This is a genomic window from Stenotrophomonas sp. PE591, assembly GCF_018320795.1.
Classification (GTDB): Bacteria; Pseudomonadota; Gammaproteobacteria; order Xanthomonadales; family Xanthomonadaceae; genus Stenotrophomonas; species Stenotrophomonas maltophilia.
The window spans coordinates 99505-111631 of the sequence record NZ_JAAOKO010000009.1; the positions used below are offsets into that span (position 1 = coordinate 99505).

Genomic DNA, 12127 nt, shown 5'->3' on the forward strand with positions numbered 1-12127 from the left:
GCGCTACCGTGAACGAGGTCCCCCAAACGAAAAAAGGGCCGGCAATGCCGGCCCCTCGGGTATCACATGCCGTCGCCGGCTCAGTCCGCCCAGCGGCCGGCACCGGTGGACTGCGGCAGCACCTGCGCCGACAGCGGGCGGTCGTTGGCCAGCAGGTTCACCGCGTCGGCCAGGATCGAGGCTGACTCGCGCAGCAGCGGGTCCGGGCGCTTTTCGGCAGCCTTCTCGCGCGCGGCATCCTTGACGATGTCGCGCTCGTTGCCGGTCAGGCCGTCATCGCTGCTGTCATCGGCCAGCGGGTCCAGGGCCAGGCCCAGCTCCTTGCGCTGCACCTGGCGCTCCTTGCGCTGGGTATCCTGGCGCTCGCGCTCAGCGCGACGGGTCGCCTCGTTGAGCGAGATGTACTTCTTCGCCGCTTCGGTGCGGAACTGCTGCACGTCCTCGTTCCACCACTGGAACTCCTTGTCGGTGGCGATGCGCGCGTCGTGACGGGTTTCCAGCTTCGGCAGCAACGGCGCGAAGTTGCCGTACTGGGTGTGCGGCACGGCGGCGATGCGGGTCCACGGCAGTGCGTTGTCGTAGGTGCTCTCGCCGAACTCGGTGGCATCGACGCTGGCCGGGAAGGCCAGGTCCGGCACCACACCCTTGTGCTGGGTGCTGCTGCCGCTGATGCGGAAGAACTGGGCAATGGTCAGCTTGACCTGGCCGAAGCGCTGGGTCTCGCCGCTCGGCCAGCGGTCAAGGTCGACGATGTTCTGTACGGTGCCCTTGCCGAAGCTGGTTTCACCGATCACCAGGCCGCGACCGTAGTCCTGGATGGCGCCAGCGAAGATCTCCGAGGCCGAGGCCGAACCACGGTTGATCAGCACCGCCAGCGGGCCATCCCACGCCACGCCCTGGTTACGGTCGCTGTTGACGGTGACGCGGCCACCGGATTCGCGCACCTGCACCACCGGCCCCTGTTCGATGAACAGGCCGGTCAGTTCGATCGCTTCATCCAGCGAACCACCGCCGTTGTTGCGCAGGTCCAGCACCACGCCGTCCAGCTTGTCGTTCTTGAAGCCGGCCAGCAGCTTGGCCACGTCGCGGGTGGCCGAGGCGTAGTCGGCGGCATTGCGGCGACGGCCTTCGAAGTCCTGGTAGAAGGTCGGCAGCTTGATCACACCGATCCTGCGTGCCGGCTCGCCGTTGGCAGCCGGGATGGTCATGGTCTCGCCCTTGGCGGCCTGTTCGGCCAGGCGCACCTTCTGGCGGGTCAGCACCAGGGTGTGGTGCTTGCCATCGGCGCCTTCGGCAGCCGGGATGAATTCCAGCTTGACCTGGGTGTCCTTGGCGCCGCGGATCTTGGCCACGACATCGTCGATGCGCCAGCCGATCACGTCCTCGACCAGGCCGGACTTGCCCTGGCCAACGCCGACGATGCGGTCACCCGGCTTCAGCGTGCCATCCACCGCGGCCGGGCCACCGGCAATGATCTCGCGGATGACCACCACATCGTCCTGGCGCTGCAGCTGCGCACCGATGCCTTCCAGCGACAGCGACATCGCCTGGTTGAAGTTCTCGGCGGTGCGCGGGGTGAAGTAATCCGTGTGCGGGTCAACGGCACTGGTGTACGAATTCATGAAGAACTGGAAGACGTCTTCGCCCTTCAGTTCATTGACCGACTTCTCCAGCGTCGCGTAGCGCTTGTCCAGCGTCTTGCGGATGTCATCCGGCTTCTTGCCGGCCAGCTTCAGGCGCAGCCAATCGTTCTTCACCGACTTGCGCCACAGCTCATCGAGCTCGGCACTGCTGGCCGCCCACGGCACCTTCTTGCGGTCGTACTCGAAGCGCTCGTCGGTGGTGAAGTCCGGCTCCTGCTTGAGCAGCTTGCGCGCGTACGCCACGCGCTCGCCGACGCGCTGCTTGTAGACGGCGAACACCTGGAACGCCGGCTCCAGCTCGCCGCCCCGGATGGCCGAGGCGATGTTGGCCTCGAACGGTGCGAAGCGCGCCACGTCGGCCTGGGTGAAGTACTGCTTGCCACCGTCAAGCGTTTCCAGATAGCGCTTGAACACGTCCTTGGAGGTGGCCTCGTCCAGCGCGCGCGGGCGGTAGGCGTAGCGGCTGTCGGACAGCAGGCCGTACACCAGTTTGGACGTGGTCACCTGGTCGGCGGTGGCCGCCGCGGGCAATGCGGGCGAGTCGGCCTTGGCCGCCAACGCCAGTGGCGCGACCAGCGCCAGGGCCATCAGGAATGCGGGGGCTTTGAATTTCATTGACGTGCTCGAAGGCGCCTTGCCAAGGGGAAGACTGCGGGGTGTTAAGACACCACGACAGTGCCGAAAGTTGCCGGGTTTGTCACCCGGCCGCGCTCGGTGGAAAACCAGCCTAGCCGGGCCGGTGTAGCAAATTGTGAATGCAGGCGAAGGCGTGCGGACCAACGGTCCGCACCCACCCGGGAAGAGGTCAGCAGCTACCGGTAGCGCCGGGCCATGCCCGGCGGAAGCGTGCGGACCAACGGTCCGCACCCACCAGTGAGGAGGTCCGCACCCACCTCAGGAGACGCCGGCGCCCTTGGCCTGCACGTCGGCGTGATACGACGAGCGCACCATCGGGCCGGAAGCAACATGGCTGAAGCCCAGCTCGTAGCCGTAGTCTTCCAGCGCCTTGTAGTCTTCCGGGGTCCAGTACTTCAGCACCGGGTGGTGGTGTGCGGTCGGCTGCAGGTACTGGCCGATGGTGATCATGTCCACGTCGTGCGCGCGCAGGTCGCGCAGGGTGGCCTTGATCTGTTCGAAGTCCTCGCCCAGGCCCAGCATGATGCCGCTCTTGGTCGGCACGTCCGGATGCTGCGCCTTGAAGTTCTTCAGCAGGTTCAGCGACCACTGGTAGTCCGCACCCGGGCGCACATTGCGGTACAGGTCCGGCACGGTCTCGATGTTGTGGTTGAACACATCCGGCGGGTTCTGCGCCAGGATCTCCAGCGCGCGCTCCATGCGGCCCTTGCCACGGAAGTCCGGGGTCAGCACTTCGATGCGGGTGCCCGGCGACTTCTCGCGAATGGCGGTGATGCAGTCGACGAAGTGCTGGGCACCACCGTCGCGCAGGTCATCGCGGTCGACGCTGGTCACCACCACGTACTTCAGGCCCATGTCGGCCACGGTCTGGCCGAGGCTGGCCGGTTCGTTGGCATCCGGCGGCTTCGGGCGGCCGTGGGCCACGTCGCAGAACGAGCAGCGGCGGGTGCAGACCTCGCCCAGGATCATGAAGGTGGCGGTGCCGTGGCCGAAGCATTCGTGGATGTTCGGGCAGCTGGCTTCCTCGCACACGGTCACCAGGCGGTTTTCGCGCAGCTTGGCCTTCAGGTTCTGCACGGCATTGCCCGAAGGAATGCGCACGCGGATCCAGGACGGTTTGCGCAGCACCGGCGCATCGGCGAACTGCACCGGCGAGCGGTTGATCTTGTCACCGCCCAGCTGCTTGACCCCGGCCTGCAACGGCGCGGCGGACGGGGAGTCGCCCTGCACGATCTGCAGGGGAATGGAACGGGCGGTGGTTTCAGTCATGGCAGTTCCGGGGGCGGTCAGGCGGCCGCAGAAAGATCGGGCAGTTCGGGGGTGTGCTGCAGCAGCAGGCCGAACTGGCGGGCCAGGTGGTCCAGCAGCACCGGCTTGACGGCCTCCATCCCGGAGGGACCGCCCAAGTCTACCACCGAGGTCACCTGCAACCCCTGATAGCCACAGGGATTGATGCGGTGGAAGGGTTCCAGGTCCATGGCCACATTGAAGGCCAGGCCGTGGAAGGTGCAGCCGCGACGCACGCGGATGCCGAGGGCAGCGATCTTGGCGCCGCCGACATAGACGCCCGGGGCGCCCTCGCGGCGTTCGGCACCGATGTTCCACTCGCCCAGCGTATCGATGATGGCCTGCTCGATGCGGCACACGTAATCGCGCACACCGATGCCCAGGCGCGGCAGGCGCAGCAGCGGGTAGACCACGATCTGGCCGGGGCCGTGATAGGTCACCTGGCCGCCACGGTCCACATGCAGCACCGGGATATCGCCCGGCGCCAGCACATGCTCATCCTTGCCGGCCTGGCCCAGGGTGAACACCGGGTCGTGTTCGACCACCCACAATTCGTCGGCATCGGTGCCGCTGCGCTGGTCGGTGAAGCGCTGCATGGCGCGCCACACCGGCTCGTACGCCTGGCGGCCAAGGTCACGCACCAGCGCCGGACGCGGCGCGCGGTCCTCGGGGGCGGCTTCAGCCGGGCAGCTGTCGGCTACAGCGTCCACTTCACTTCCGGGTGGTCGCGCAGCGCCTGGTGCGCCAGGTCGTACTGTTCGCGGCTCTCAGCCTTGAACACGATGCGGACGGACACGTACTTGCCGTTGGAGGAATGCTTCCAGCTGATGCGTTCATTGACGACATCGATGCCGGCAGCCAGCAGCAGGCGGGGGAGCTCATGTTCCAGGCCGCGGTTGGCCGGGCCCATGGCGCTGAGCTCGAACTGGCCGGGGAACTGGAAGCCGTGGTCGGGGTTGTCGGACTTGATTTCCATGGACCCATTATCGGGCCGCAGGGCAACAAACCCAAGAGTATTCATCAACGTCAAAGACGGCACCGGCGGCCTGCTGCGTTGCAGGCCACCCAGAGGCGCGGGCCGAAAGCCCAACGGCAGCTGACTGCAATCTGCTGTCACGCACTGGCCCAGGCATCGTATGGCGGCCAGTGGTCACCTTCACACCAGACCCGCGGCGCTTGCGCGGGTAACAAATTGTGTCCGCTGGACAATGTTGTTTTCGGAACAGACAAGTGATTCGAACGTGCTCGTTCCGCCGCGCGGGCGCGAGTACCGTAGCGTTGCATATAACGACTAAAAACCTTCCCCTTCCCCATGAGCATTCCATCCATGCGTAGTGTCGCAGCCCTGGGGCTGGCCGGCCTGCTGGCCTCTGCCCTCCCCCTTGCCGCCCAGGCGGCCGAACAATGTGGCCCGGACGCGATGCGCGACCACCCGCCGCAGATCAACTTCCGCGTTGACAACGACCTGTTTGGTGGCCGCCACCAGGACCAGGGCTACACCAACGGTGCGCTGCTGACCCTGGTCTCGCCCAATCTGGTCGACTACACCGACGACCCCTGCCTGCCGCGCATGGCGCGCTGGGTGAACCAGTACCTGGAAGGGCTGCATCCGGGCAGGTTCGAACAGCAGAACATGATCTTCAGCATCGGCCAGGGCATCTTCACCCCGACCGATTTCAGCCGCAGGGACCTGATCGAGGACGACCGTCCTTATGCCGGCGTACTGATCGCAAACTTCGGTTTCAATGCGCGCAGCGGCGACCGCCTGCAGACCACCCAGCTGACGCTGGGCGTGGTCGGCCCGTGGGCACAGGGCAAGCAGGTGCAGAATGCCGTGCACGAAGTGCTGGGCGACGAGAAATTCAAGGGCTGGGACAACCAGCTGCACAATGAGCCCCTGTTCATGCTGACCCATGAGCGCATGCGCCGCTGGCCCGGCGATGCCAGCATCAATGCCGACGGCTGGGGTTGGGACGCGATCAGCCACTACGGCGGGTCGATCGGCAACCTGGAAACCAAGGCCAACCTCGGCGGCGAAGTGCGCTTTGGCTGGAAGCTGCCGGACGACTTCGGCAGCACGCCGTTGCGCCCGGCCGGCGAGAACACTGCGCCGACCCGCAGCGGCCGTCCCAATGGCTGGTCCTGGCACCTGTTCGCGACCTCGGACGCGGCCTGGGTGATCCGCGACATCACGCTGGATGGCAACACGTTCCGCAACAGTCACAGCGTGGACAAGCGCCATGTGGTGGCCTACGGCGGCTATGGCGTGGCCGTGATGTACGGACGCTGGAAGTTCGCCGCGGCGCGCTACCACAGCACGCGCGAGTTCAACGGCCAGCGCGAAGCACCGGTGTTCGGCAGCTTCACCATCAGCCGCTCGCTGTAAGCGAGGGGCTGAGGGTGAAACGGGTAGGTGCCGACCGTTGGTCGGCACACCGGTTATTGCATGGCTCGCTGTAAGCGAGGGGCTGAGGGTAGTGCCGGCCGCTGGCCGGCTGTTGGCATATCCGGATGGGTCCATGAGGAGCCGGCCAGCGGCCGGCACTACCTGCATCCGGATGGGACCTGCATCCCGAAACGGAAAAGGCCGGCATTCGCCGGCCTTTTCCTTCACCACGCCAGGGCGTGGATCATTCCGATTCCCACCACATCCAGAAGCTGTCCCACAGGCGCTTGAAGAAGCCGGCCTGCTCGACGGCGGCCACGGCCACCAGCGGTGCCTCGGCGATGACCTTGCCATCCAGGGTGACCTTCACGGTACCGATCTGCTGGCCGGCGGTGAACGGTGCTTCCAGGGTCTTGGGCACGTCGATGCTCGGCTTCAGGTCGTTGTAGCGGCCGCGCGGCACGCTGACCAGCATCGGCTGGGCCACGCCCAGCTGCACCTTGTCGGTGGTGCCCTTCCAGACCTTGTGCTCGGCCACGGCCTTGCCCGGCTCGTAGAGGCGGTGGGTCTCGAAGAAGCGGAAGCCCCAGTTCAGCAGGGCCAGGCTGTCATCGGCACGCTGCTTCTCCGACGCACCGCCCAGCACCACCGCGATCAGGCGCTGGTCGCCACGCTGGGCCGAGCTCATCAGGCAGTAGCCCGCCTCGGAGGTGTGGCCGGTCTTGATGCCGTCCACGCTGCCATCGCGCCACAGCAGCAGGTTGCGGTTCGGCTGCTTGATGTTGCCGACCTGGAATTCCTTGATCTTGTTGTACGCGTAGGTTTCCGGGTAATCGCGGACCATCGCGCGGCCCAGCAGCGCCAGATCGTAGGCGGTGCTGTGGTGGCCCTGCGCGGTCAGGCCATGGGCGTTGACGAAGTGCGAGTCCTTCATGCCGATCTTGGCGGCGTAGCTGTTCATCAGCGAGGCAAAGGCCTCTTCGCTGCCAGCCACATGTTCGGCCAGGGCGATCGCGGCATCATTGCCGGACTGGATCGCCATGCCCTTTTCCATGTCTTCCAGGCGCGCGGTCTGGTTGACCGGGAATCCGCTGTAGCTGCCATCGGTGCCGGCGCCGCCCTCGCGCCAGGCGCGCTCGCTCATCATCACCTGGTCATCCGCACGGACCTTGCCGTTCTTGACCTCGGCGGCGATCACGTAGGACGTCATCACCTTGGTGATGCTGGCCGGGGCCAGCTGCTCGTGGATGTTTTCACCAGCCAGCACCTGGCCGGTGGCGTAATCCATCAGCACCCAGGCCTTGGACACGCTTGGCGCCGGGGCCGGCGGAGTGGCGACGGTGGCCGGGGCGGCGGCGGCGGCGGGCGCCGGCGTGGCCGGAGTCGGCAGCGGCGTCTGGGCGGAAGCCAGGCCCACCACCAGGGTGGCGGCCAGGGCGGTGGCGGCGGAACGGAAATTCATTGGACAGCAGGCTCCAGGGGACGGCCGGGAATGGAGGGTGGAACGTAACGGCCATTGTAAGGCCGGGGGAGCATGGGTCGGCAGCACCGGCCCGGGCGGATCAGTCCTTGACGATCTGCGGCGAACCCAGGCCCAGACCGGCGATGCGACCGACAAGTTCCGCCGCACTGGCATGGTCGCTTGCCGGAACACGCAGGCGGAACAGGGTGCGGCCACCGGCGGCGATGTCGCTGATGGTCGCGCCGACGATGCCGGCGGCACTGAGCTGGCCCATCGCGCGGTTGGCGTTGTCGCGGTTGGAGAAGCTGGCGACCTGCACCATCACCGCGCCGACCATCTGCTGCGACAGGCTCGGCGCCGCCGCGGCGGCACGCACCGGTGCCGGTGCCACCGCGCGCGGGGCCGTGCTGGCGACAACCGCCGGAGCCGGCGCGGAGGTGCGCACCACCGGCGCGCTTGGCGGCAGGCTGCTGACCGCCACGTCCGGCGCGGTGCTGGCCACGCCCCGGGTGGTGGCCGGCTGGCCGCGCGCCGGGGCGCCATCGGTCGGCAAGCGGTTGACCAGGCGATCGATATCACTGTCGGTGGAAGCACGTGGCGCCGGCACCGGGCGCGCGCTGGCCACTGCAGTGGCGGCAGCCGCTTCAGCCGCGCGACGCTCGCGACGCGACGGCTTCTGCGCCATCAGGTTGCTCTCGCCCGGTTGCAGCGCGCGCACCTCGACATTGCCGGTACCGCGTTGGGTGATGCCCAGGCGCACGGCGGCGGCATAGCTGAGATCGACCACGCGGCCGTCATGGAACGGACCACGATCGTTGACACGCACGATCACCGACTCGCCGTTGTCCAGGTTGGTCACGCGGGCGAAGCTGGGCAGCGGCAGCGTCTTGTGCGCGGCAGTGAACTGGTACATGTCGTAGACCTCGCGGTTGGAGGTCAGGCGGCCGTGGAACTTGGCCCCGTAGTACGACGCGGTGCCGCGCTCGACGTAGTCATGGGTGTCGTCGAGCACCTTGTACGATTTACCCAGCACCACGTACGGCGACTTGTTGCCGATGGCCGAACGTTCCTCGGCGGTCACTTCCGGCTCGGGGATGCAGGCCACATTGGGAATGTAGTCGGGCGTGCTGTCACGCACGCCTGGTTTGTACAGGCCACCAGCGGTGTAATTGCCGCGGGTGCTGAGGTCTTCCTTGGCCGCTGCATACGGCGAACCTTCCGGGCAGTGCGCCGGTCGCGAACCACGGCCCTGCACCAGCGTGCCGCTGGACTTGCCACCATGGCCGGCCGTGGCCGGCTTCTTCGGCGCGCTGCTGCAGGCCGCCAGCGCGAAGACGATCAAGCTCGGGACCAGCCATCTGATGTTCATGCCGGGGGCAGCTCCTGTCCGGCGATGGCCTGGGACAGCTGGAACACGGCCATCGCGTACATCTTCGAGAGGTTGTAGCGGGTGATCGCGTAGTAGTTCTGGAAGCCCAGCCAGTACTGCTTGCCGGTGCTGCCTTCCAGGGTGATCGGGGTGGCGGTGGCGCCCGGCTGCACCGGCGTGCTCGGCTGGTAGCCGCGCTGTGCGAGGTCAGCCAGCGACCAGGTGGGCATCCATTCGGTCGGGTTGAACTCCTCGCGGCCCGGGGCCAGCGTGGCCGGTACCGCAACCTGGCCACCACGCACCCAGCCCCCCTTCTTCACGAAGTAGTTGGCGATGGAGGAGAACACGTCGTCGTAGCTGTTGAACAGGTCGCGTCGACCATCACCGTTGCCGTCCACCGCGTAATCGAGGTAACTGGACGGCATGAACTGGCCCATGCCCATCGCACCGGCATAACTGCCCTTGAGCGTGGTGATGTCCAGTTTCTCTTCGCGGCCCAGCTCGAACAGCTTGGCCAGCTCATCGCGGAAGAACAGTTCGCGGCGCACTTCGCGTTCGAGCTTGGCCGGGTCGCCGCTGCGTGGGTAGTAGAACGCCAGCGTGTACAGCGCATCGAGCACGCGATGGCTGCCGGCATTCCTCCCGTAACTGGTTTCCACGCCGATGATCGCCACGATCACTTCGGCCGGCACGCCGGTGCGCTGCTGCACGCGATCCAGTTCGGCACGGTGTTCGGCCAGGAACGCGCGGCCGCCATCAATGCGTGCCTTGCTGATGAACATCGGCCGGTATTCGTTCCACGGCTTGACCCGCTCGGCCGGGCGCGACATCGCGGCGATGATCGGCTGGCGCACCTGCGCCTGGTCGAGCACGCTGCTGATCTGCTCCGGCTTCAGGCCATAGCGCTTGGCGGTATCGGCAATGAAGCGGGCCCGCGCGACCTCGAACGGCACCGGTGTGAGATCCACCGGCGGCGCGGTAGCCGCAGTTGCTTCGGGTGCAGCCTCGGCCGGCCCATGGGCCTTGGTGGCGGGCTGGCGCGGCGTACTGCTGGCCTGGGGTGAAGACGGTGGGGACTTCGGCTGGGTCGCGCAGGCGACCAGGCCGAGGGTGAGCATGCAGGCCAGAGTGCGTCGAATCATCGTCGCAGGTTAGCAGGTCATGGATGAATTAAAACCCCTAACACCATGAATCACAACGATTTGCCCGTGTTCAGCGGGAAATGTGAAGGCGTCGTGATCGTGCTTCCCCATTCAGATAGAGGTGGCCGGTTGCGTCCCCATCCCCGCAGACGCAACCGGCGACCGGATCCGGTCGATACCTGCGCGGCTGCCGCTCCCCAGTGGCAGTGCCCCGCGCTCCCTGTATCCGTTGGATCAGTACTGCTTCCCGCCCGACGCCCCCTCGCGCTGCAACGATAGACGGCGCGCCGTGCCGAACGGGCCGCCATTGTGCAGGCCGATTACGACAAGTCCATTGATCAAGATCAACGCGGCGTAAAAGTGTGAACCAGCTAACGTTTTTTGCGGACTTTGGTCGGCGAGTGTGCTGTCCTGCATCGTTGTGAGAACGCTTCCACAGCGAGCGTTGCGCAGAGTCAGGAAGTTTCCAGCCAACGGCGCAGCCCCTCGTGGGTGGTCGCGAAAAGCAGTTAACGGGTGAGGCCAGGTAGATGGGCTGCGCAAGGGCCGCTGCAAGTACGTCCATGTAAGCTCGGTCGCCGCATCCATGCGGCTCACGCCCCTGCGCAGCCCATCTACCCGGCCACGGACAGGTTCCGTGCGCGTCTACCCACGGAGAAGAAAGAGAAGATCAAAAGCAAAAGCGGCTTGGCGGGTCGCTTCATTGCCTTGTGTGGAGCCGAGCCATGCTCGGCTCACAAGCAAGCGCAGCGCCGCGCCCCGCTTTTGATTTTCTCTTTCTTCTCCGTGGGTGGCAGACCGCCAAAATCTGTCAGAGGGCGGTCGGGTTGGGTACGCGGGGGTGTCAGCCGCATGGATGCGGCTGTCAAGCCTCCAAGGACGGATTCACGGCGTCCCCCGCGTACCCAACCCGACCGACCTACCCGCGGCTTCTGCTTTCCGCGACTCCCCAGACACCACCCACGAGGGGCTGCGCCGTTGGCTGGAAACCCTATCCCCCGTGCACGGGCCGGTGCCCGCGCACCGCCATCACCAGCCCGATACCCGCCAGCAGCGACACCGCCGAGGTACCGCCATAGCTGATCAACGGCATCGGAATGCCCACCACCGGCAGCAGGCCGGAAATCATCCCGCCGTTCACCAGTACGTACACGAAGAACGCCAAGCCCAGGCTGCCGGCCAGCAACCGTGCGTGCGTGTCGCGGGCGTGCACCGCGATCCACAGGCAGCGGCCGACCACGAACAGGTACAGCGCAAACACGGTGGCCACGCCGATCCAGCCGAACTCTTCGGCCAGCACCGAGAACGCGAAGTCGGTGGTGTACTCAGGCAGGAAGTCCAGCGTGGCCTGGGTGCCCTGCCCCCAGCCGCGCCCGTCCCAGCCACCGGAGCCGATCGCGATGCGCGACTGCAGGATGTTCCAACCGGTGCCAAGCGGATCCGCCGACGGATCAAGGAAGGTCAGCACGCGATCCTTCTGGTACTGCCGCAGCAGGCCGAACCAGGCCAGCGGCGCGGCAACGGCAAGGCCCGTCGCGCCAGTTGCCACCCAGCCCCAGTGCAATCCGGCCAACAGCAGCGCGAACACGCCGCTGGCGGTAACCAGCGTGGCGGTGCCCAGGTTGGGCTGCATCAGGATCAGCACGGCGGGTACACCGATCAGCACGGTGGTGGTCAGTACGGTGCGCGGCGACGGTGGCAGCGGTTGCCGATGCAGGTACCAGGCCATCATCAGCGGCAGGCTGAGCTTGAGCAGTTCGGATGGCTGCAGGTAGAACACGCCGAGATTGAGCCAGCGCTGCCCGTACTTGCCTGTACCGATCACATACACCGCCATCAGCGGCAGCATCGACAGCGCATAGATTGCCGGCGTCCACGCGCGCAGCCGCAGCAGCGAAACGCGGGACAGCAGCCACATCGACGCCAGGCCACCGGCAAAACGCGCCGCCTGCCCAGCCACCGGACCGGACACGCTGTGCAGCACCGCCAGGCCCGCGCCCATCAGGATCAGCAACGCGATCAGCAACGGCAGATCGATCGTGCGCGCCACCTCACGGCAGCCGCCAAGCAGTCGTTTCCATTCCACGCGGGCACGGTAGCAATGCGTGCTTGCGTGAAGCTGTCAGGGTGCGCGTGCGCTTGTAGAGTCAAGCCGTGCTCGACTCTACAGAACAGCGGATGCAATCGAGCGGATGGAAGCGC

At 66.5% G+C, this 12127-nt stretch carries 9 protein-coding genes; 1 reads left to right on the top strand and 8 read right to left on the bottom strand.

Annotation, left to right across the window (positions count from 1 at the left end):
- Positions 1-80 precede the first annotated feature (80 nt).
- From JLDANKMP_RS18195 to JLDANKMP_RS18210, 4 genes are all read right to left on the bottom strand, one after another.
- Complete coding sequence (locus JLDANKMP_RS18195; RefSeq protein ID WP_005411064.1) at positions 81-2258, bottom strand: carboxy terminal-processing peptidase; 2178 nt, start codon at positions 2256-2258, stop codon at positions 81-83.
- A gap of 279 nt (positions 2259-2537) precedes the next feature.
- Positions 2538-3548, bottom strand: a complete 1011-nt coding sequence (gene lipA, locus JLDANKMP_RS18200) for a lipoyl synthase (protein ID WP_005411065.1) — start codon at positions 3546-3548, stop codon at positions 2538-2540.
- A gap of 17 nt (positions 3549-3565) precedes the next feature.
- Positions 3566-4276: a lipoyl(octanoyl) transferase LipB gene (lipB, locus tag JLDANKMP_RS18205; RefSeq protein ID WP_212561797.1), complete on the bottom strand. Its 711-nt coding sequence runs from the start codon at positions 4274-4276 to the stop codon at positions 3566-3568.
- Entirely contained in the window at positions 4264-4542 is a 279-nt protein-coding gene (locus JLDANKMP_RS18210; RefSeq protein WP_005411067.1) for a YbeD family protein, read from the bottom strand. The genes lipB and JLDANKMP_RS18210 overlap by 13 nt, the downstream gene beginning before the upstream one ends.
- Positions 4543-4893: 351 nt before the next feature.
- Here JLDANKMP_RS18210 and JLDANKMP_RS18215 point away from each other — a divergent pair, with 351 nt between their 5' ends.
- The gene (locus JLDANKMP_RS18215) at positions 4894-5952 is read left to right on the top strand and encodes a lipid A deacylase LpxR family protein (protein WP_212561798.1); all 1059 of its coding nucleotides are present in this window, start codon (positions 4894-4896) and stop codon (positions 5950-5952) included.
- Between the two features lie 244 nt (positions 5953-6196).
- Here the strand turns inward: JLDANKMP_RS18215 and JLDANKMP_RS18220 are convergent, their stop codons facing one another.
- The 4 genes from JLDANKMP_RS18220 to rodA all read right to left on the bottom strand — a co-directional run bounded on the left by JLDANKMP_RS18220 (position 6197) and on the right by rodA (position 12011).
- Entirely contained in the window at positions 6197-7414 is a 1218-nt protein-coding gene (locus JLDANKMP_RS18220) for a D-alanyl-D-alanine carboxypeptidase family protein (protein WP_005411069.1), read from the bottom strand.
- A gap of 100 nt (positions 7415-7514) precedes the next feature.
- Positions 7515-8783, bottom strand: coding sequence for a septal ring lytic transglycosylase RlpA family protein (locus JLDANKMP_RS18225; RefSeq protein ID WP_062605617.1), 1269 nt, complete (start codon positions 8781-8783; stop codon positions 7515-7517).
- A complete protein-coding gene (mltB, locus tag JLDANKMP_RS18230) occupies positions 8780-9925 on the bottom strand; it encodes a lytic murein transglycosylase B (protein ID WP_212561799.1) in 1146 nt (381 codons plus the stop codon). Before mltB ends, JLDANKMP_RS18225 begins: the two co-directional genes overlap by 4 nt.
- Positions 9926-10916: 991 nt before the next feature.
- Positions 10917-12011, bottom strand: coding sequence for a rod shape-determining protein RodA (gene rodA / locus JLDANKMP_RS18235; RefSeq protein WP_033834551.1), 1095 nt, complete (start codon positions 12009-12011; stop codon positions 10917-10919).
- Between the last annotated feature and the right edge of the window lie 116 nt (positions 12012-12127).